The sequence below is a fragment of the Vibrio sp. 1167 genome (assembly GCF_033340375.1).
Classification (GTDB): Bacteria; Pseudomonadota; Gammaproteobacteria; order Enterobacterales; family Vibrionaceae; genus Vibrio; species Vibrio alginolyticus.
In genome coordinates this window covers 322472-342608 of sequence record NZ_JAWOWK010000004.1, presented here as the reverse complement: position 1 = coordinate 342608, position 20137 = coordinate 322472, and the positions used below count along the sequence as shown (strand labels likewise).

Below are 20137 nucleotides of genomic sequence, written 5' to 3'. Positions count from 1 at the left end.
GGGGTTAGTTCTTGTGACGACGATTCTGTACAAACAGCTCTTCAATTTCATGTTTTGGCTGCGGGCGATAAAAATGGAATCCTTGAATCGCATTACATTGAAGGTTAGAGAGCAGGGTCGCTTGCTGGTGGGTTTCCACCCCCTCGGCAACGACAGTTAAGTCGAGCGACTTACCTAGGTTAATGATGTTTTCAATCACAGTGACTTGTTTCGGTAGTGTGTCGATATCATTAATAAAAGCGCGGTCGATTTTTAGCTCGTCAATAGGGAAACGCGCTAAGTAAGAAAGAGAAGAGTAGCCGGTACCAAAGTCATCGATAGAGAGAGCGAAGCCAAGCTTTTTAATCGCATTCAACATTTGCAGTGTATGTTCGCTATCACTCATCACGGCACTTTCGGTTAGCTCGAAGGTAATGCAGCTTGGATCAAGCTCGGTAGTGCGAAGCAGCTTTTCCATAAAGTCGATCAGCTGTGGGTTGCCAAATTGCTCGGGAGAGAGGTTGATGGCGACACGGCCTGGCAGTATGCCTTGTTGCTTCCAACGTTTTACCGTATTGAAAACATCACGCATCACGACACGTCCAAGGTGTTCTATTAACCCAGCGCGCTCGGCGACAGGAATGAATGAGCCAGGACTAATGTACCCTTCGACTGGATGCTTCCAACGAACGAGCGCTTCTGCGCCGTTGATACTGAAGTCTCGCGCGTTAACCTTAGGTTGATACCACACTTCCAAACCGTTCTGCTGCAATGCTTTTTGCAGTTCGATTTCAAGCCACAAACGCATACGCGCTTCTTTGTTCATTTGATCGTTAAATTTGATCAGACGATTTCTACCACGATCTTTGGCTTCATACATCGCAGTATCGGCATTTTGTAGTAGGATTCGCGCATCTTGTCCGTCTTCAGGGTATCGAACGCTACCAATTGAACACGCAAGGCGTTTACTGAAGTGGTGCAAGTCGAAAGGTTGGTTGATCAACGAGATAATGCGATCGGACAAAATTTCAGCCATGCGGGTGTTTTCTGGCTCCGGCAGAATGACGCCAAACTCATCGCCACCCAAATGACCAATAATCGCTTGGTTTGGCAGTAACCGTTTAAGACGGGCCGATACCTCTTGAATCACTTTATCTCCAATATGGTGACCAAGTGAGTCATTAATGTTTTTGAAGTTATCGATATCCAAATAGAACACCAGAAGCGGTGTTTGCTTTTTGATCAGCTGTTCCAAACGTTTGGTGAAGCCAAAGCGGTTGTAGAGTTTGGTGAGCGAGTCAATGTGTATGTCTTCATTCGATGCAGAAGACAGGTTTTTGGGCGCATCATCAGCATCTTGGATTAGGATAATTTGAGATTCGCTACCTAATATCGCCGTGGAATCCGCGTGTAGCTGAACTTTCCGTTCAAAGCCGCATCTTGCGCTGGTTAAGCAGACAAAAGGTTTGTCAGAAATTAATGTACTCAATCGATGACTAAATACCTTTTTACTGTTTTCATCGATGAATAAACGACTTAGCTCTTCACCCAACAATTCATGAGGAGAGTTAAGTCCGAGAAGGCGCGCTGATGCGGGGTTCGCAGAGATGACAATATCATCCTCGATAAGCAGTAAGCCGTCTGGTAGCAGTTGTGTTAACTTCGCAAACTTACTTTCGGACTCTTCTAAGGAGCGAACGAGTATCTGCTTTTCTGAAGTATCGACAGCGTGAAAAACAACAAAGCGAATGTCGTTACCTTCAAAAACTGGCGAAAGACTAAAGTGAAGGCTGGTTTCAAGGTCGGTTTCATCGAGCGTGATTTCGGCTTCGACATGTGCCCCTTTGAACGCGCGCTGATAGTATGGTGCAAGCTTCTTATAAAACTGCTCACCCAGCACTTGGCAATCGTTTAAGCCGACGATTTCCTCATGACTTAAACCTGCGATATCGCAGTAACGGTCACTTACCATTCGATAATTGTGTTTTTTATCAAGAATGGCAAAGAAGAAAGGGCTATTTGAGGTTAGCGTGGCAAACCAATGTTTTAATTGCTGGGAAGGCATTAGGGTATTACCGATCTCCAATGAGCCAGATTATTCGTCCGTGTATAAAAAGCGACACCCTGATAAGCCTGCGGCGGTCTACCACCAAGCTAAAGTGTTACTTGCCATTAAAGGGCTCGCGGTTTTAGCTGTGCAGTCGACAATCACATGGATACGCTCAGATAACTATAACTTTGAAAATACGGTTGTAAAAGTGTTTATCCACCTGTTCGCATCAATAATACACGTAAGTTCAAAAAAAGAAGCGTTAGTGAGCAATAAACCACCAATCTAAAATAAGCACTTTATTGATACATAACAGTAATCTCATCGCCACGATTGCTTAATATAAGCAACCTAATGACAAAGTAACGGATAATGAACGTGTTAAACAAGATTCGCAGTCAACTAGTAAAGAACGCAGCTAATATTTTGCGTTCTCCAGTCCAGTTATTTCCACAGCCAATTCAGCAAAAAGCGTTGCTGGAAGGGCTAAAAATGGTGTTTAAAGAAGCCTTGGAAGATGGTGACTTTGAGTTCCTTGAAGACAAGTGGTTAAAAGTTGCGATTAAAGACTTGAACTTAGCATGGTACATCAGCTATCAAGACGAAAAATTGGTGGTAGCTGAAAAACCAGTTCAGGAAGATGTGAGTTTTAGTGGTAATCTAAACGACCTAGTACTGATTGCTGGTCGTAAAGAAGACCCTGACACACTGTTCTTCCAACGTCGCCTTTCAATTGAAGGTGATACTGAGCTTGGCTTAGAAGTGAAAAACTTAATGGACAGTGTCGACTTAGAGCAGTTACCGAAAGCAATGCAAGTCGCTTTGAATCAATTGGCTGATTTTGTTCAGAAAGGAGTTCAAGCGCCTGCACAACCAACCGGAGTAGCGAATGCTTATTCGAACTGAAGCCCCAGCGGACATTCTTACCATTGACCGCTTATTGAAACACGCCTTCCCGACGGAAGCTGAAGCTGAGCTTGTGATGCGTTTGCGCGAAAACAGCAAATTCACGCTTTCCTTAGTCGCGTGTACAGATGAGGGAGAGGTGATAGGCCATGCTTTATTTAGCCCTGTGACCTTAAATGGTGAAGATTTGTCATGGCAAGGGCTAGCGCCATTAGCTGTTCATGAAGATTACCGTCGCCAAGGCATCGCTGCAGAGTTGATCAAAGAAGGTTTTGATTCACTGCGTGATTTTGGTTACCCAGTGTGTGTAGTGTTGGGCGATCCTGATTATTACGCGCGCCAGGGTTTTCAATCATGCGACGAGATGGGCTTTGAATGTGCTTGGGATGTCCCTAAAGGTGCATTTCGAGTCGCAGAGTTGGTCGAAGGTCAATGTGCTGGACGCTCCGGACGCATAGACTATGCGCCAGAGTTCTCTGAACTGTAAATGAAAGAAGCCCACGACTAAGTGGGCTTCTTTCTTATTCACTGAAAACTGAGATAGGGAGGTTAGGATGACTGGTTACTTTTCTTTTTGCCCCAGACCTCTATTTTCGCTTTTTTACTTACCCCTAGCAGGCTAAGTTTTGTGCTTCCCCAGCTACTGTAAGTCATTTCAATCCGTTTTAGCTTGGCTTCTTTTGTACCTGGAAGGCTCCAGGCACGAGTCGACAATCCGCTTGTTAGTACGCCCATAGAGGAAAGCTTTTTCTCACTACCATCTGTCATGACGACTTTTAAACCATTCATGTCTACCGTTCCTTGCACACATTTTAGTTTTATTTTACTGAAGCTTCGGTTTCGGAATAGGCTATTTGGTGTCACGGTATCTGTTTCTGTATGAAAGTTAACGGTTTTCGTTGCAATCAGCTCCCACTCATCGCTGTTATTAGCAAAAACACTCACGCTGGTGGCGGCTACCAGTGTGCAAAGTAGTAGCGTATTTAAGAATTTCATAATGTACCTCATATGTCATACCCAATGTGTGGCCGTTGGCAAAACGCTATGTTCAGGAATATCCAAATCATCTCATTGTGTTCAGGTGTTCCTTGAAGTCCTTTAGGTATAATCGCGATAATTTGATAGGATTGCCCTCGTTCAAATAGGTGACGGAAAATGTCAATTAACGAGAAACAGTATTTACGTGAAATGGGGATCAGCACATGGGAGCTGGTACACCCTGAAAGACTGGAAGGCTATCAATCGCCATTATTGGATTTGCAAAGTTCATGTAAACTCCTATTGGTATCGCCAATATGTCCAGAAAACGAGACGGCATTGATGTTTGAGCGCGTATTAAAAAGCATTAAGCTCACGCTTGATGATGCGCTACACCTAGAGCCTGAGCGCTTATCCATGCTGGGTGAACATCAGCTAGAGTGGGTGTGGTTTGCAGGCTGTGAGGCTGATCAAAGCATCAAGGCAAAGCACCTGACCTCGCCACTATTACAAGATATTGATGGTAATAACGAACAGCGCCGCGCATTGTGGCAACAAATCTGTTCGTACTCTTCTTAACGGAGCTAATGCGTGACAATTGAAATTACGCCGATGCGTGCAGAGCACCTCGACCAAGTTTGGCAAATCGAGCAGCAAGCACATTCTCACCCTTGGGCCGAATCTTTGGTTCGTGACTTATCCAGTCGCGGTGCTTGCCATCATGTGATGCTGGAAGGCTCTCAAGTGGTTGGTTACTTCTATGGACAGAATATTGTTGGAGAAGTGACACTATTAAATATTGCAGTAGCGCCTTCTCAACAGGGCAGAGGGCTAGGGCAAAAATTGCTGGACGCGTTTATTGAATACTGTGAACAAGCCAAAGCAGAGAGTGCTTGGTTAGAAGTGCGTGAAAGTAATCACCCAGCTATCCATATTTATGAGCAAGCAGGTTTTAATGAAGTGGACCGTCGTTACAACTATTACCCAGCTAAATCGGGAAATGGTAAGGAAGACGCCATTATCATGAGTTACTTATTTTTGAGTTAGTTTTAGGCCGTTACTAATTACCTCATCAACACTTATGCTTTAAATGCGTATCCGGATTCGAGGCTTTTGAATATGTAATAATAATTTTTTGAATTTTTACATCTCTTTGTGTGGAGCTGGCTTTCCCTTGTTAGTTGCAGGTAAAGGCTGGTGAGCCGAGTAAATTCAGTTCATGTCTTTCCAGTTTGCTAGCACAGCGATAATAAGCGAGAATACCGCACAATATCGAATAGTAGATATGCTTGCCTATTTTGTGAGCATGAAAGTAATTTAGAAGATTAACTAATGTCAAATCCCCTTTTTTTAGGCGAAGTGTCTAAGCGCAGAACGTTCGCTATTATTTCTCACCCGGATGCGGGTAAAACCACCATTACTGAAAAAGTACTGTTATTCGGAAACGCGATCCAAAAAGCAGGTACGGTTAAAGGTCGTGGTAACGCACAGCACGCAAAATCAGACTGGATGGAAATGGAAAAGGAACGTGGTATCTCGGTTACTACTTCTGTAATGCAGTTCCCTTACAACGATTGTCTGGTAAACCTACTTGATACGCCTGGACACGAAGACTTCTCGGAAGATACTTACCGTACTCTAACGGCAGTTGACTCATGTCTGATGGTTATCGATGCAGCGAAAGGTGTTGAGGACCGTACTCGTAAACTAATGGAAGTTACACGTCTACGTGACACGCCAATCGTAACCTTCATGAACAAACTTGACCGTGACGTTCGTGATCCAATGGAAGTATTGGATGAAGTAGAAAACGAATTGGGCATGATGTGTGCGCCAATCACATGGCCAATCGGCTGTGGTAAAGAGTTTAAAGGTGTTTACCACATTCACCGTGATGAAACGATTTTATACGAATCAGGTCACGGTCATGAGATTCAAGAAGTTCGAATCATCAAAGGTCTCGATAACCCAGAGCTTGATGAAAAAGTTGGTGCAGGCCTTGCGGAAAGTGTTCGAGAAGAGCTTGAGCTTGTCATGGGTGCTTGCCCTGAGTTTGATTTGGAAATGTTCTTAACAGGTGACCTGACGCCAGTTTACTTCGGTACTGCATTAGGTAACTTTGGTGTGGATCATATGCTAGACGGTCTAACTGAATGGGCTCCAGCGCCGAAAACTCGTCAAGCGGTTGAACGTGAAGTTGAAGCGACTGAAGAGAAGTTCTCTGGTTTCGTATTTAAGATCCAAGCGAATATGGACCCAAAACACCGCGACCGTATCGCATTCATGCGTATTGTATCGGGCACTTACACGCAAGGTATGAAGATGAACCACGTTCGTCTTGGCAAGCAAGTGAGTATCTCTGATGCAGTAACCTTTATGGCTGGTGACCGTGCACGTGCAGAACACGCTTACGCCGGTGACATCATTGGTCTACACAACCACGGCACTATTCAGATTGGTGATACCTTTACGCAAGGTGAATCACTGAAGTTCTCTGGTATTCCGAACTTCGCTCCGGAACTATTCCGTCGTATTCGCCTGAAAGATCCATTAAAGCAGAAGCAGCTTCTCAAAGGTTTGGTTCAGCTATCAGAAGAAGGTGCGGTACAGGTATTCCGTCCTCTACAGAACAACGATCTGATCGTTGGTGCCGTTGGTGTACTTCAGTTCGATGTTGTTGTGGCTCGTTTGAAATCTGAGTATAACGTTGAAGCGATTTATGAAGGCATTAACGTTGCAACTGCTCGTTGGGTTGAGTGTGGTGATGCGAAGAAACTGGATGAGTTCCAACGCAAGAATCAAGCGAACTTAGCATTGGATGGTGGTGATAACCTAACGTATATCGCTCCAACAATGGTTAACTTAAACTTGGCGAAAGAGCGTTTCCCTGACGTTGATTTCCGTGCGACGCGTGAGCACTAATTTGCGCGGTTAGGGTAAGCCTTAACGCAAACTAGATTTTAAAACGCCCTTGGCTATAAACTTAGCCAAGGGCGTTTTTATATAAGGATAAGATATGAATTGGTTTAAACGTGGGCTAAAGCGTTACGACAACTGGTGTAAAGAGATGGGGTTAACTCCCGATCAGAAACGCAGTTGTGTCCCATATCGAAAAGACCCAGCCCATCAAACTGAAGAGAAGAGTGAAGCCCAACCATCCTCTGATTTTCTGCCCGCAGATACAGATAAAAAGCGTCAAGATGAAGCTCTTTGATACGCACTGCCACTTTGATTTTGATGTGTTTCAAGATGACTTTGCACATCAACTTGAGCTTGCTCAAACGCAAGGCGTCGCAAGAATTTTGATTCCTTCCGTCGGTCCGCAAAACTGGGCTCGTATTCAAACTTTGGCAGAGCAACATGCCAATTTGTATTATGCGCTCGGCTTTCATCCGTATTTTCTTGAAGATAACGTTGAGCAGCACCTTACAGAGCTAGAAGGCTATCTAAATCAAAAAGGGCAGCAGTGCGTGGCAATAGGAGAGTGTGGTTTAGATTTTGCCATTGATGTTGATCCACAGTTGCAAGAAAAGATACTTGAAGTTCAATTTGAGCTGGCTAGACGCTTCGAACTCCCAGTTATTTTACATAGCCGAAAAGCGCACAATCGCCTCATTCAAATGGTGAAAGCGGCGAATCTCCCTAGAGGTGGTGTGCTACACGCTTTTTCTGGGAGTTATCAGCAAGCCATGGAGTGGGTCAAATTAGGTTTTTTTATCGGTGTAGGAGGAACGATTACCTACCCAAGAGCCAAGAAAACACGCGACGCAATTCAAAAATTACCACTCGAAAACCTAGTAATCGAAACAGACGCACCAGATATGCCTATACTTGGATATCAAGGGGAGTCAAATCACCCAGCCAAACTCATTCACGTCTTTAATGAGCTCGTAGAGTTGCATAACGGCCGAAAGCAATCGATTGCCTCTCAACTGTGGAAAAATAGCAATTTTGCTTTCTCGATATGTGAATAAAATCTAAAGATGTGGTTTGAAATCGAAAACGTTTTCCTGCTTATTGTGAATTGACTCACAAAGCTGGTTGAATCAATCATGAATCTTATAGGAAAGTGTGAGGCTGGCATTACTTTAATTGATTCTGCATGAGTATAATTGCCCCCGCTTTATAGCTCCATTTTGTAACACGCCAATAAATAACTTATAAGGAAGTCATAAACTATGAGCCTGTTTATGAGCCTAATCGGTATGGTAGTGCTTCTTGCGATTGCAGTGGCATTTTCTAACAACCGAAAAGCTATCAACTTTAGAACTGTGGGTGGCGCATTCGCTATCCAATTCGCATTAGGTGCATTTGTTCTGTATGTACCTTGGGGCCGTGATCTACTAAACGGTTTCTCTTCAGGTGTTTCTAACGTTATCAACTACGGTAACGATGGTTCATCATTCCTGTTCGGTGGTCTTGTTTCTGACAAGATGTTCGAAGTATTCGGCGGCGGCGGTTTCATCTTCGCATTCCGTGTTCTTCCTACACTGATCTTCTTCTCTGCACTGATTTCAGTTCTTTACTACATTGGCGTTATGCAATGGGTTATCAAGATTCTTGGTGGCGCACTACAAAAAGCGCTAGGCACTTCGCGTGCGGAATCAATGTCAGCAGCAGCTAACATTTTCGTAGGTCAAACTGAGGCACCTCTAGTTGTTCGTCCATTCGTTCCAAAAATGACTCAATCAGAGCTATTCGCGGTAATGTGTGGTGGTCTAGCTTCTGTTGCTGGTGGTGTACTAGCTGGTTACGCATCTATGGGTGTTCCACTAGAGTACCTAGTTGCGGCATCATTCATGGCAGCACCAGGTGGTCTACTGTTCGCTAAAATCCTTCACCCTGAGACTGACCAGCCTCACGAAAGTATCGAAGAAGCGATGGACGGCGGTGACGACAAACCAGTTAACGTAATCGACGCAGCTGCGGGCGGTGCGGCTTCTGGTCTACAACTTGCGCTTAACGTAGGTGCAATGCTAATCGCATTCGTTGGTCTAATCGCGCTAATCAACGGTATGCTAGGTGGCATCGGTGGTTGGTTCGGCATGCCAGAACTAACACTAGAGCTAATTCTAGGTTACGCGTTCTCTCCACTAGCATTCCTAATCGGTGTTCCATGGGCAGAAGCTGTAACAGCTGGTTCATTCATCGGTCAGAAAATCGTAGTGAACGAATTCGTTGCTTACTTGAACTTCACACCATACCTAGGTGAAAACGCTCAAGTAATCGCGGCAACTGGTGAAGTAATGTCTGAGAAGACAACAGCTATCATCTCATTCGCACTATGTGGTTTCGCGAACCTTTCTTCTATCGCGATTCTACTTGGTGGTCTAGGTAGCCTTGCACCAAACCGTCGTAGTGACATCGCTCGCATGGGTGTTAAAGCAGTTCTTGCAGGTACGTTGTCTAACCTTATGGCAGCGACAATTGCAGGCTTCTGCTTAAGCCTTGCAGCACTATAATTAGAATCGGTTCTTAATATATAGACGCCGTTTTACATCATGCCCTGTAGCAAGAGATTGCTGCGGGGCATTTTTCGTTTTTCGGGCTCCAAAATTTCATCGGGTGTTTGCCTTAGTCGAGGTATTACGCAGTCAATGGAATAGGGGCTAGGAAATTTTGAGATACAAACCGTTTGCGCTCTATTTGGTGCTACAGTTTTGCGGTGAAACTCTATAATGTATTAATCACAGGATAGTGGTTAAGCTTGATTCTTAATCACGTAATGAATATTACATAATCGATGGGCAAATGAATTGCCCTGCAATATTAGATCTAATAGGCGTTTTGCTTTGTGATGTGATATTAAAGACACCGCAATCATAGATTGTTGTGCCATAGGCCAAACTGGTACTGTGCGGTGACAAGGATAGCAATTGGCATATGATAAATTTTCGCTGTATATGCCGAGTCTTCAGGGAACCAAGTCCGTTCATTAATAGACTGTTTAGCCATTTACTCACATTGTCTCGACTTGTTGATTATAGTTAAAGACGTGATGTAAGGCTGAGTAGTGAATTTTTTGAATATTGATCGGAGATAGAAATGAGCGATTTAAAAGCAGCAGCGCTACGTGCACTTAAACTTATGGACCTAACTACGTTGAATGACGATGACACTGATGCAAAAGTGATCTCACTATGTCATGACGCGAAAACAGCAGTAGGCAACACAGCTGCAATTTGTATTTACCCTCGCTTTATTCCTATTGCTAAGAAGACACTTCGTGAGCAAGGTACGCCAGAGGTTCGTATTGCAACAGTAACGAACTTCCCACATGGTAACGACGACATTGAAATCGCAGTTGCTGAAACAAAAGCGGCGGTTGCTTACGGTGCAGACGAAGTTGACGTAGTTTTTCCTTACCGCGCGCTAATGGCGGGTGATGAGAAAGTAGGCTTCGAACTAGTTAAGCAATGTAAAGAAGCTTGTGGTGACATTCTTCTTAAAGTGATCATCGAAACAGGTGAACTAAAAGAAGAAGCACTAATCAAGAAAGCATCTCAAATCTGTATTGAAGCAGGTGCTGACTTCATTAAAACTTCAACTGGTAAAGTGCCAGTAAACGCAACACCAGAATACGCTCGCATGATGCTTGAAGTTATTCGCGACATGGGTGTTGCAGAAACTGTTGGTTTCAAACCAGCAGGTGGTGTGCGCACTGCTGAAGACGCAGCTGCATACCTAGCAATGGCTGACGAAATCCTAGGTGACAACTGGGTTGATGCTCGTCACTACCGTTTTGGTGCGTCTAGCCTGCTAACCAACCTACTAAATACATTAGAAGTATCGGACGACGTCGCTGATCCAACAGCGTACTAATTCCAATAATACGTCTGAACGGTAGCACCTAAACGGGTGCTACCAAACCTCTTCTATCCTACTACAACCATGGCTCAAAAGAGCTTGGGAGGCACTAATGTATTTACCACAAGAAATCATTCGTAAAAAACGTGACGGCGAAGTCCTAACCGCCGATGAAATCAACTTCTTTATTCAAGGCGTAGCGAACAACACGGTATCTGAAGGTCAGATTGCGGCGTTTGCTATGACGATTTTCTTTAATGAAATGACCATGGATGAGCGCATCGCCTTAACGTGTGCAATGCGTGATTCGGGCATGGTTATCGACTGGAGCCACATGAACTTCGGTGGTCCAATTGTCGACAAACACTCAACCGGTGGTGTGGGTGACGTAACTTCTTTAATGCTTGGCCCAATGGTGGCAGCGTGTGGCGGTTTCGTACCTATGATCTCTGGCCGCGGTCTTGGTCATACAGGCGGTACGCTGGATAAACTTGAATCTATCCCTGGTTACAACATTACGCCGAGCAACGATGTTTTTGGTCAAGTAACCAAAGACGCTGGTGTGGCGATCATCGGTCAAACTGGTGACCTTGCTCCTGCGGATAAGCGTGTTTACGCGACTCGTGATATTACCGCAACGGTAGACAATATCTCCCTGATTACGGCGTCGATCCTTTCTAAGAAACTGGCGGCGGGTCTGGAATCGCTAGTGATGGACGTAAAAGTGGGTTCAGGTGCATTTATGCCAACTTACGAAGCGTCTGAAGAGCTAGCAAAATCAATCGTTGCGGTAGCAAACGGTGCTGGCACTAAGACTACGGCAATTCTTACGGACATGAACCAAGTATTGGCGTCTTCAGCGGGTAACGCAGTAGAAGTTCGTGAAGCGGTTCGTTTCTTAAAGGGTGAATACCGTAATCCTCGTCTACTTGAAGTGACCATGGCTTCATGTGCTGAAATGTTAGTACTTGGCAAGCTTGCTGAGAACACAGAAGACGCACGCGCAAAACTGATGGAAGTGCTGGATAACGGCAAAGCGGCTGAGTGCTTCGGCAAGATGGTTGCCGGTTTAGGCGGCCCTGCGGACTTCGTAGAAAACTACGACAACTACTTAGAAAAAGCAGCAATCATTAAGCCAGTTTACGCAACAGAAACGGGCATTGTCTCTGCAATGGATACACGTGCTATCGGCATGGCTGTGGTTGCTATGGGTGGTGGTCGTCGTGTTGCTACTGATGAAATCGACTACGCAGTTGGTTTCGACGAGTTCATCCGCCTAGGTGAGGTCGCAGACAGTGATAAACCTCTTGCGGTCATCCACGCTCGCACTGAAGAGCAATGGGAAGAAGCGGCAAAAGCACTGCGCAGTGCAATCAAAGTAGGTGGTGAATACACACCAACTCCAGAGGTTTACCGCCAAATTCGTGCAGAAGATATCTAATAGAACAAGTAATTACACAAGGCCTACTCAACCATAATAAAAAGCCGAGTGGGCCTAAGGAACGAGCAATGAAAAGAGCATTTATTTTAGTACTAGACTCATTCGGTATCGGTGCAACTGCCGATGCTAAAGAATTTGGTGATGTAGGTTCAGACACACTAGGTCACATCGCTGACCAATGTGACAAAGGCTTAGCAGATAACGACAATCGCCAAGGTGCACTTCGCCTTCCAAATCTATCGAAACTTGGTTTGGCAATGGCGCATAAAGAATCGACAGGTCGCTTCGCACCTGGACTAGACGCAGACGCTGAAATCATTGGTGCATACGGTCATGCAGCAGAGCTTTCTTCAGGTAAAGACACGCCGTCTGGTCACTGGGAAATCGCAGGTGTGCCTGTTCTGTTTGACTGGGGTTACTTCACTGACAAAGCAAACAGCTTCCCGAAAGAATTGACTGACCGCATTCTTGAGCGTGCAGGTCTTGACGGTTTCCTAGGTAACTGTCACGCGTCTGGTACTCAAGTTCTTGACGATCTTGGTGAAGAGCACATGAAGACTGGCAAACCAATCTTCTACACGTCTGCTGACTCTGTATTCCAAATCGCATGTCACGAAGAGACTTTCGGTCTAGACCGTCTACTAGAGCTTTGCCAAATCGCACGTGAAGAGCTAGAAGATTACAACATTGGTCGTGTTATTGCGCGCCCATTCGTTGGTGCTGGTAAAGGTCAATTTGAGCGTACAGGTAACCGTCGTGATCTTTCTGTAGAGCCACCATCAGCAACGGTTCTTCAGAAGCTCGTTGATGAGAAGCAAGGCAACGTGGTTTCTATTGGTAAGATTGCTGATATCTACGCAAACTGCGGCATCACTAAGAAAGTGAAAGCGACAGGTATCCCTGCATTGTTCGAAGCAACGCTAGAGCAAATCAAAGAAGCGGGCGACAACACGATCGTATTCACTAACTTTGTAGACTTCGACTCAGCTTACGGTCACCGTCGTGACGTAGCGGGTTACGCAGCGGCACTTGAGTACTTCGATGATCGTATCAACGAAGTGCTAGAGATTATGGAAGAAGACGATGTGCTTATCCTAACGGCAGACCACGGCTGTGACCCAACATGGCCAGGTACTGACCATACTCGTGAGCACATCCCAGTATTGGTTTATGGTCAAAAAGTACCAGCTGGTTCTCTTGGCCGCCGCGAAACATTCGCAGATATCGGTCAAACATTGGCAAGTTACTTCGGTACTTCTCCAATGGATTACGGTAAGAACTTCCTATAATTAGTTAGGTTTTTGAAAACTAGGAGCTTGATAGCTCCTAGTTTTATGTTTGCAGTATGTAAATGCTGCTTGTCGGAAATGAGAATACTCTGGCATATATCGCCTTAAGCGCGGAGCGCTAGAGAAAGGTTAAGGAAAAGAAAATGGCAACTCCACATATCAATGCTGAAATGGGTGCATTTGCAGACGTCGTACTGATGCCTGGTGATCCACTACGTGCAAAATACATCGCAGAGACTTTCCTTGAAGATGTCGTTCAAGTGTGTGACGTTCGTAATATGTTTGGTTACACAGGTACATACAAAGGCCGTAAGATATCGGTAATGGGCCACGGTATGGGTATCCCATCATGCTCGATTTACGCGACTGAACTAATCAAAGACTTCGGCGTGAAGAAAATCATCCGTGTTGGCAGCTGTGGCGCAGTGAATGAAGACATCAAAGTGCGTGATGTTGTGATCGGCATGGGTGCATGTACTGACTCTAAAGTGAACCGTATCCGCTTTAAAGGTCATGACTTCGCGGCAATCGCAGACTACAACATGGTTCGTGCGGCAGAAGACGCTGCAAAAGCTCGCGGTATTGACGTTAAAGTTGGTAACCTATTCTCAGCAGAGCTTTTCTACACGCCAGATCCAGAAATGTTCGATGTAATGGACAAGTACGGCATTGTTGGTGTTGAAATGGAAGCGGCTGGTATTTACGGTGTTGCGGCAGAATACGGTGCAAAAGCTCTGACAATCTGTACGGTTTCTGATCATATCAAGACTGGCGAACAGACTACATCTGACGAGCGTCAAACGACATTCAACGACATGATGCTAATCGCACTAGATTCAGTATTGCTTGGTGACGAAGAGTAAGCGACGAAGAGTCATTCTATTTTTCGCTCTCAAGAGCTAAAAAAACAGCCCACACATTGCGGGCTGTTTTTATATGAGTTGTTAGCGCTACCTAGTTACTTGGTTAGCAGCAGGTTTGGCGCTTTTTTACGACGTATCGGTTGTCGACGTAAAATCAAGATGAACAACATACCACAGACAAAGCTCATTAAGACCATCATGTACATATAACGATCGCTCTTGCGATAGTGGTGGTCAGAAATAGCCGTCACCCGGCCCGTCTCAAAGGTCACGCGAACAAAACCGATAAGCGCACCATCTGCAAAAACTGGTTCAACCAACTGCTGGCGACCAATGGAAGCTGTTGCCAAAGGCGTATCCAGGCCAAGAACTTCGCGTACCGATAATGCCTCTTCACTAGACGCTAAACGTACACCCTGTGCATCGTAGATTGTTGCATCAAACACTAAACGGTCTTGTGCTAGCTGGTTTGTTAGCTGAAGTAATCGTTCTTGATCTTTAGTTAAAATCATCTCACTGGCAGAAAGAGACGCCTGTGAAATCAAAACTTTGGTGAGCGTTTCAAGCTGTTGTGCTTGAATTTTCTCATTACCCTTACTGATCACAACACTGTTTTTTATTGTGATAAACAACATCACACACAGTAGGATTAGTGCCAGAATTCTTAGGGCATTCCTTACTGAGAACAAAGATTCACTCATGCTCTTTACTCATCCATTTAAAATAAAACAAAGACTTGCCTTTTTAGTTTGTTGAGGTAACGTTTTAGCAAAGTCATAAGGGATTATATACATGGACGCGTCAAAAAGCTTGCCTATCAGAAAACATACGACACTTTTAAAACGATTACCCGAGACTCGATTTGCCTCCCAATTAGATAAAGCAAAAGCAAACTGGATCGTATTTGCTGAGTACCTTTCGCCAAGTCACTTCGAAGACATTGATTTCTTCACCGGCTTTTACAACCCAATACTAGAAACGTGGAAAGTTGGCCAATATGAAGTAGCCCTGATGGCCGGAGAGTTGACTCCTCAACATGAAACGATCTTACAAAGTCTCAACCTAGATTACGCCTCGCTTAATGAAGTGCCCGATCTATCAACCCAAGGGTTGATTGTATTTGATATGGATTCAACGGCGATCCAGATAGAGTGTATTGATGAAATCGCGAAACTGGCAGGAGTAGGGGATGAGGTCGCTGAAGTCACTGAACGTGCCATGCAAGGTGAGCTGGATTTTGAGCAAAGTTTACGTCAGCGAGTTGGTAAGCTCAAAGGTGCCGATGAATCAATTCTTGAACAAGTTCGTTCCCAGTTACCATTCATGCCGGACTTTGAAGCGCTAATTGCGACGTTGAAAGCCTTGGGCTGGAAAACAGCGATTGCCTCCGGTGGTTTTACTTACTTCTCTGATTACATCAAAGATAAAGTCGACTTAGACTTTGCTCGCTCCAATCAATTAGAAATTATTGACGGCAAACTCACGGGTAAAGTACTTGGCGATGTGGTAACGGCGCAGATGAAGTCTGACATTCTAGTGGAACTGGCGGATGAATATGAAATTGAGCAGCACAACACGGTTGCTGTCGGTGATGGCGCTAATGATCTTGTGATGATGTCGGTGGCAGGATTAGGGATTGCGTATCACGCAAAACCAAAAGTGGAAGCTCAAGCGCAATCAGCGATTCGCTTTGCTGGGTTAGGCGGTGTGCTCTGTATTTTATCTGGCGCATTGGTGAAGCAGCAAAAGGTCAGCTGGAAAGCTAAACCTTAACCATCCATTCAAAAACACCGCCAGAAAGGCGGTGTTTTTTTTTCAATTTGGTATGACTTTGAATTTACTCGGTTAACTCCAATCTAATTACAACCTCTTCAGTAATGTCTTCAAATTCACTGTAACCAACGAGCGCTGTTAACTCTTTTTCTAACTTGCTCGCTTGATGTACGCCAAATTGGGTTAAGTCACTTAAATCTTGTTGCAGTAATGATGTCATCGGATCGAAAATTGGCGCAGTAGAAAGGCGAATCACGTAAAAGTCACCCATCATTCGCGCTTTCTTTATAAATTGAATCCGCTCTTTTACGCTGTTGAACTCTTGATGAAGCTTTGACTCAATGCCTGTAATTTTATTGCCTACTTTTTCGGCGCTTATGTAGATATCCTGATGTCTGGCTTGAGCACCTTCTACACGTTTTATTGGCTCTGCGATTAATGTGCTTGTCCGGCCTTTAAAGATAGGTTCAAGTGACAACAGTTGGTCATGCCCAATACGGGCAAAAAGCTCAATGTGTTTAGGTAGTGGCAAGTTCACCCCGATAACGGGGGTTTTTATTGAAGATGACGTACTCTTACTGATAAAAATGGGCGTGCTCAGCGTACGCGAGAGCAACATGCAGTGCAGCCTTTCAAGTAGAGCATTACTTGGTAGCGTCTCTTTTTGAGGGATTAGCTTGTCTTGATTGTGCTCGATAATGCTGTTGAAAAAAGCGATTACCTTCATGGTTTGGCTGCTTTCATCAATAACTAGCTGCACGCTACAACCGTCTGGGCTTACACGAATTACTCGGTATGGCACCGACATTAACGGCAATTTTTTATCGTAGAGTTGTAATTCTCGAAAGTTGATTCTTACCTCTTGCCCAGAACGTAACATCGTGGGCTCACTTAGCCTAATTCCGAGTCCTCGTTTGGAAAGGTCAACAGTACAGCCGCCTGTTTTAGTTTGTCCTGAGTACAACTCTAAAGGTGTTTTAAAACGATAACGAGGCTCTTTTCGACGAGACTTTGCATCAAAATAAATGCCCTTTGGATTGCCGATAACTCTTCTCGGGTGACGAAACGCGTTTAACGTATTAGCGGGTAAGCGCGGCTTTTCAGTTAGCAGGTAATCCTGCCCTGATTTTTCGTCAGCAATTTCTTGCAAAATACCAATATGAGTCAGTGATTGAGACGTTTCTGCCAACTCTGGAGAGAAAGCTGCTAGGTCTTCCTGCTCTTGCTCTGATAGTTCAAAGATTGAAATTCTAAAGGCGCGCCAACTCTCTCGTTTGCCACCTAAATGCCAAAATAGCTGGCGCTGTTCGCGAGTTGCTTCTGGGCGAAACATCGAATAGAAATAGGTTCGATTCTCGTGCTCGTGAGTAAATGAATAAAGGACATTGGTTGTTCCTTTAACACCAGGCTTAATGAGTGACGCGATGCGTTGCTCGTTGAATAAAGAACCAAACATTTGCTGGTTTCTCTCATCGTGCCAGTATTGCCAAAGCTTTTGATTGTTTGGCGTTAACATTGCTAATTTTAGGTCACTACCATCAAAGAATAGAGGCAAGCTGCTGGTGTGCTTTAGTGCGATATGCTCATAACCGCGAGTTCGAGCTCGAATAATCTTGTCTTGATTGTCGTGACGAGCCCTTTTAGCAGCACTGTTGAGCGCTTCATCTATCACTCGGGTGACGACATTGGTGTCAGTTAAGCGTATGGTTCTGAGGTATCGAACTGAATCATTTTCGTAACAGTCATCAACCGCGAGTATGCGGTATGCAAGCGGTTTCTCTATACCTGCAACGTTAGATTTGCTGGCAAATTCAGTAAACGTGACCTGAATAATTTCCCCAAGGTTATATTTAAATGCGCTAGGGACTTTAAACTTTGCGCCAGAGCTAGATAAATCAATGCTTAATCCATGAAGAAGCTGTCCTTTAGAACGGCAAATTTCAACTTGAGATTGGACTTTCAAGCGTTTTTCTTGGCGCTTTAAATCGTAGCCTAGGTGAACGGGTTCTGCTAAGAACGGGCTTTTAGGATCCGTTAACGATTGCGTTTTTTGCTGAGTAAGGCGCTTGCTCATTACGCGAAAGTTATTTCGCGTGTTGACCAATGCTTCCCACATTCCTTCCGTGTAGCAGCCAAACTTTTTGATGTTTTTATGGTAAGCGTTGAAAGCAACATCATCCAACCAATGTGGAATGCCATCCAAAATATACTCGCGACATTCGCCTTGAACGCGACCTCGCAAATCAATGCTTTTTTTGCATGGAGCCATTAAGCGGTTAAGTTCCATTTTAACCAAAATTTTGGCCGAAGGCGGCTCTTCCTCGGTCAGTTGGCCAAGGACAAAGTCAAAGTCATTCGTACCGTAAACGGGAATGAGTCGTTCTGCGAGCGAGAGAATTTCAGATTGCTGCATTATTTCTGTTAGAGTATGTCGTTACTTTAAATTGTATCGGCTAAGCGAAGTAATACTTAAGTATATCAATAGTTCATTTCAGTTCAGGTCTGACTTGGCTGTGCTTAGTCACATTTGTAGAAAAAATTGAGGCATCATGGCGAAAGCAAAACGAGCGTATGTTTGTAATGATTGTGGCGCGGACTTTCCCCGTTGGCAGGGGCAGTGTAACGCATGTGGTGCATGGAATACGATAACAGAAGTACGTATCGCTGCATCGCCAACCGTTGCTCGCAATGAACGCTTAAGCGGCTACGCTGGTTCCGCAACAGAAGCTACGGTTCAAACGCTATCCGAAATTGATCTGCAAGAAGTACCTCGCTTCACCAGTGGGTTTAAAGAGCTTGACCGCGTGTTGGGTGGTGGTGTTGTACCAGGTGCCGCAATTTTGATTGGTGGTAACCCTGGCGCTGGTAAATCAACCCTTCTGTTGCAAACCATGTGTAGTTTATCTGCGCAAATGCCAACGCTTTACGTAACCGGTGAAGAGTCATTACAGCAGGTGGCAATGCGTGCTTCCCGATTGGGCTTGCCGAAAGATCATTTAAAAATGCTATCGGAAACGAACGTCGACAAAATTTGCCAAATCGCCGAAAAAGAGCAGCCTCGTATAATGGTGATAGACTCGATTCAGGTGATGCACGTTTCTGATGTTCAATCGTCGCCTGGCAGTGTTGCTCAGGTACGTGAATCTGCGACGGCTCTGACACGATACGCAAAACAGAATAATGTTGCGGTATTTATTGTTGGTCACGTAACAAAAGATGGTACCCTTGCGGGCCCCAAAGTTCTTGAACACATTATCGACTGTTCGGTACTACTCGATGGTGGAACGGATAGCCGATTCCGCACTTTGCGTAGTCATAAAAACCGTTTTGGCGCTGTGAATGAGCTTGGTGTCTTTGCAATGACAGGCCAAGGATTGAAAGAAGTGAGTAACCCATCAGCGATCTTCCTTTCTCGTGGTGAAGAAGAAACATCAGGCTCTTCCGTCATGGTGGTTTGGGAAGGTACGCGCCCTCTGCTAGTAGAGATTCAAGCGCTGGTGGATTACTCGCAGTTAGCCAACCCTCGTCGTGTTGCGGTCGGCTTGGAGCAGAACCGCCTATCACTTTTGCTCGCTGTGTTGCATAAGCATGGTGGCTTACAAATGGCAGACCAAGATGTCTTTGTTAATGTGGTTGGCGGTGTTAAGGTGACGGAGACAAGCGCTGATCTTGCTTTAGTTATGGCGCTTTTATCGAGTTTTCGTGACCGTCCACTCCCTAAAGATGTGGTGATTTTTGGTGAGGTAGGGCTTGCGGGCGAAATCCGTCCAGTGCCAAGTGGGCAAGAGCGTTTGAATGAAGCGTTCAAACATGGTTTCAAGAAAGCCATCGTGCCAGCAGCCAACATGCCGAAAGGTGGCATCCCTGGCATGCAAATTCACGGCGTTAAGAAATTGTCGGAAGCGATAGAGGCTTTTGACGAGCTGTAATGCTCATAAGAATGGTATTTGTGCAATCACAAACTGTTCTATCCGTCCTCAATAAAATGCGAATAAAGTACATAAATTGCTGTGTTTGACTATGCTTTGGGGACGGAAATTTCACGTTAAAA

The 20137-nt window shown here is 44.9% G+C and carries 19 protein-coding genes; 14 read left to right on the top strand and 5 right to left on the bottom strand.

Translation table 11 applies throughout. The annotated features are described in order from the left end of the window. Nucleotides 1-4: 4 nt before the first annotated feature. On the bottom strand, nucleotides 5-2044 hold the full coding sequence (locus R7Z78_RS11000) for a bifunctional diguanylate cyclase/phosphodiesterase (RefSeq protein ID WP_005380112.1): 2040 nt from the start codon (nucleotides 2042-2044) through the stop codon (nucleotides 5-7). Between the two features lie 363 nt (nucleotides 2045-2407). On the opposite strand from R7Z78_RS11000, the gene R7Z78_RS10995 reads away from it, so the two are divergent. Together R7Z78_RS10995 and R7Z78_RS10990 are read left to right on the top strand one after the other, a co-directional pair. Next, a complete protein-coding gene (locus R7Z78_RS10995; protein ID WP_054574856.1) occupies nucleotides 2408-2935 on the top strand; it encodes a ubiquinone anaerobic biosynthesis accessory factor UbiT in 528 nt (175 codons plus the stop codon). Continuing rightward, entirely contained in the window at nucleotides 2919-3422 is a 504-nt protein-coding gene (locus R7Z78_RS10990) for a GNAT family N-acetyltransferase (protein ID WP_005380119.1), read from the top strand. Before R7Z78_RS10995 ends, R7Z78_RS10990 begins: the two co-directional genes overlap by 17 nt. 62 nt (nucleotides 3423-3484) lie before the next feature. Here R7Z78_RS10990 and R7Z78_RS10985 read toward each other — a convergent pair whose 3' ends face one another. Further along, nucleotides 3485-3931, bottom strand: a complete 447-nt coding sequence (locus R7Z78_RS10985) for a hypothetical protein (RefSeq protein WP_005380120.1) — start codon at nucleotides 3929-3931, stop codon at nucleotides 3485-3487. Between the two features lie 159 nt (nucleotides 3932-4090). Between R7Z78_RS10985 and R7Z78_RS10980 the strand changes: the two genes are divergently transcribed. From R7Z78_RS10980 to R7Z78_RS10955, 6 genes are all read left to right on the top strand, one after another. Further along, nucleotides 4091-4492, top strand: coding sequence for a DNA polymerase III subunit psi (locus R7Z78_RS10980; protein ID WP_005380121.1), 402 nt, complete (start codon nucleotides 4091-4093; stop codon nucleotides 4490-4492). Nucleotides 4493-4504: 12 nt separating this feature from the next. After that, a complete protein-coding gene (gene rimI, locus R7Z78_RS10975) occupies nucleotides 4505-4960 on the top strand; it encodes a ribosomal protein S18-alanine N-acetyltransferase (RefSeq protein ID WP_005380122.1) in 456 nt (151 codons plus the stop codon). Between the two features lie 285 nt (nucleotides 4961-5245). After that, complete coding sequence (prfC, locus tag R7Z78_RS10970) at nucleotides 5246-6835, top strand: peptide chain release factor 3 (RefSeq protein ID WP_005380123.1); 1590 nt, start codon at nucleotides 5246-5248, stop codon at nucleotides 6833-6835. A 94-nt stretch (nucleotides 6836-6929) separates the two neighbouring features. After that, entirely contained in the window at nucleotides 6930-7127 is a 198-nt protein-coding gene (locus tag R7Z78_RS10965) for a DUF5363 family protein (protein WP_005380125.1), read from the top strand. After that, nucleotides 7114-7887, top strand: a complete 774-nt coding sequence (locus R7Z78_RS10960; RefSeq protein WP_005380129.1) for a TatD family hydrolase — start codon at nucleotides 7114-7116, stop codon at nucleotides 7885-7887. The genes R7Z78_RS10965 and R7Z78_RS10960 overlap by 14 nt, the downstream gene beginning before the upstream one ends. Nucleotides 7888-8091: 204 nt before the next feature. Further along, nucleotides 8092-9375, top strand: a complete 1284-nt coding sequence (locus R7Z78_RS10955; RefSeq protein ID WP_005380131.1) for a NupC/NupG family nucleoside CNT transporter — start codon at nucleotides 8092-8094, stop codon at nucleotides 9373-9375. A 358-nt stretch (nucleotides 9376-9733) separates the two neighbouring features. Here the strand turns inward: R7Z78_RS10955 and R7Z78_RS10950 are convergent, their stop codons facing one another. Beyond that, nucleotides 9734-9868 (bottom strand): hypothetical protein, encoded by a 135-nt coding sequence (locus R7Z78_RS10950; RefSeq protein ID WP_005391675.1) that lies wholly within the window; start codon nucleotides 9866-9868, stop codon nucleotides 9734-9736. Between the two features lie 90 nt (nucleotides 9869-9958). Between R7Z78_RS10950 and deoC the strand changes: the two genes are divergently transcribed. The 4 genes from deoC to deoD all read left to right on the top strand — a co-directional run bounded on the left by deoC (nucleotide 9959) and on the right by deoD (nucleotide 14313). Continuing rightward, on the top strand, nucleotides 9959-10735 hold the full coding sequence (gene deoC / locus R7Z78_RS10945; RefSeq protein ID WP_005380133.1) for a deoxyribose-phosphate aldolase: 777 nt from the start codon (nucleotides 9959-9961) through the stop codon (nucleotides 10733-10735). Between the two features lie 97 nt (nucleotides 10736-10832). Next, nucleotides 10833-12161: a thymidine phosphorylase gene (gene deoA, locus R7Z78_RS10940; protein WP_104975558.1), complete on the top strand. Its 1329-nt coding sequence runs from the start codon at nucleotides 10833-10835 to the stop codon at nucleotides 12159-12161. Nucleotides 12162-12229: 68 nt separating this feature from the next. After that, nucleotides 12230-13450 carry a phosphopentomutase gene (locus tag R7Z78_RS10935; protein WP_054700480.1) on the top strand — a complete coding sequence of 407 codons (1221 nt, stop codon included), beginning with the start codon at nucleotides 12230-12232 and terminating at the stop codon, nucleotides 13448-13450. Nucleotides 13451-13593: 143 nt separating this feature from the next. Next, nucleotides 13594-14313 (top strand): purine-nucleoside phosphorylase, encoded by a 720-nt coding sequence (deoD, locus tag R7Z78_RS10930; protein ID WP_005380140.1) that lies wholly within the window; start codon nucleotides 13594-13596, stop codon nucleotides 14311-14313. Between the two features lie 95 nt (nucleotides 14314-14408). Here deoD and R7Z78_RS10925 read toward each other — a convergent pair whose 3' ends face one another. After that, nucleotides 14409-15014 (bottom strand): YtjB family periplasmic protein, encoded by a 606-nt coding sequence (locus R7Z78_RS10925; protein ID WP_005391677.1) that lies wholly within the window; start codon nucleotides 15012-15014, stop codon nucleotides 14409-14411. A gap of 91 nt (nucleotides 15015-15105) precedes the next feature. Here R7Z78_RS10925 and serB point away from each other — a divergent pair, with 91 nt between their 5' ends. After that, the gene (serB, locus tag R7Z78_RS10920) at nucleotides 15106-16086 is read left to right on the top strand and encodes a phosphoserine phosphatase (protein ID WP_005380142.1); all 981 of its coding nucleotides are present in this window, start codon (nucleotides 15106-15108) and stop codon (nucleotides 16084-16086) included. 64 nt (nucleotides 16087-16150) lie between these two features. Here serB and R7Z78_RS10915 read toward each other — a convergent pair whose 3' ends face one another. Then, the gene (locus tag R7Z78_RS10915; RefSeq protein ID WP_104975557.1) at nucleotides 16151-18499 is read right to left on the bottom strand and encodes a PilZ domain-containing protein; all 2349 of its coding nucleotides are present in this window, start codon (nucleotides 18497-18499) and stop codon (nucleotides 16151-16153) included. A gap of 136 nt (nucleotides 18500-18635) precedes the next feature. Here R7Z78_RS10915 and radA point away from each other — a divergent pair, with 136 nt between their 5' ends. After that, nucleotides 18636-20015, top strand: a complete 1380-nt coding sequence (radA, locus tag R7Z78_RS10910) for a DNA repair protein RadA (protein ID WP_005386443.1) — start codon at nucleotides 18636-18638, stop codon at nucleotides 20013-20015. Nucleotides 20016-20137: the final 122 nt, after the last annotated feature.

What these genes read in the sequence shown, in the direction of transcription:
- R7Z78_RS11000 (WP_005380112.1), bottom strand. Translation starts at nt 2,044, where the DNA reads ATGCCTTCCCAGCAATTAAAACATTGGTTTGCCACGCTAACCTCAAAT.
- R7Z78_RS10990 (WP_005380119.1), top strand. Translation starts at nt 2,919, where the DNA reads ATGCTTATTCGAACTGAAGCCCCAGCGGACATTCTTACCATTGACCGC.
- R7Z78_RS10985 (WP_005380120.1), bottom strand. Translation starts at nt 3,931, where the DNA reads ATGAAATTCTTAAATACGCTACTACTTTGCACACTGGTAGCCGCCACC.
- R7Z78_RS10980 (WP_005380121.1), top strand. Translation starts at nt 4,091, where the DNA reads ATGTCAATTAACGAGAAACAGTATTTACGTGAAATGGGGATCAGCACA.
- prfC (WP_005380123.1), top strand. Translation starts at nt 5,246, where the DNA reads ATGTCAAATCCCCTTTTTTTAGGCGAAGTGTCTAAGCGCAGAACGTTC.
- R7Z78_RS10965 (WP_005380125.1), top strand. Translation starts at nt 6,930, where the DNA reads ATGAATTGGTTTAAACGTGGGCTAAAGCGTTACGACAACTGGTGTAAA.
- R7Z78_RS10960 (WP_005380129.1), top strand. Translation starts at nt 7,114, where the DNA reads ATGAAGCTCTTTGATACGCACTGCCACTTTGATTTTGATGTGTTTCAA.
- R7Z78_RS10955 (WP_005380131.1), top strand. Translation starts at nt 8,092, where the DNA reads ATGAGCCTGTTTATGAGCCTAATCGGTATGGTAGTGCTTCTTGCGATT.
- R7Z78_RS10950 (WP_005391675.1), bottom strand. Translation starts at nt 9,868, where the DNA reads ATGGCTAAACAGTCTATTAATGAACGGACTTGGTTCCCTGAAGACTCG.
- deoC (WP_005380133.1), top strand. Translation starts at nt 9,959, where the DNA reads ATGAGCGATTTAAAAGCAGCAGCGCTACGTGCACTTAAACTTATGGAC.
- deoA (WP_104975558.1), top strand. Translation starts at nt 10,833, where the DNA reads ATGTATTTACCACAAGAAATCATTCGTAAAAAACGTGACGGCGAAGTC.
- R7Z78_RS10935 (WP_054700480.1), top strand. Translation starts at nt 12,230, where the DNA reads ATGAAAAGAGCATTTATTTTAGTACTAGACTCATTCGGTATCGGTGCA.
- deoD (WP_005380140.1), top strand. Translation starts at nt 13,594, where the DNA reads ATGGCAACTCCACATATCAATGCTGAAATGGGTGCATTTGCAGACGTC.
- R7Z78_RS10925 (WP_005391677.1), bottom strand. Translation starts at nt 15,014, where the DNA reads ATGAGTGAATCTTTGTTCTCAGTAAGGAATGCCCTAAGAATTCTGGCA.
- serB (WP_005380142.1), top strand. Translation starts at nt 15,106, where the DNA reads ATGGACGCGTCAAAAAGCTTGCCTATCAGAAAACATACGACACTTTTA.
- R7Z78_RS10915 (WP_104975557.1), bottom strand. Translation starts at nt 18,499, where the DNA reads ATGCAGCAATCTGAAATTCTCTCGCTCGCAGAACGACTCATTCCCGTT.
- radA (WP_005386443.1), top strand. Translation starts at nt 18,636, where the DNA reads ATGGCGAAAGCAAAACGAGCGTATGTTTGTAATGATTGTGGCGCGGAC.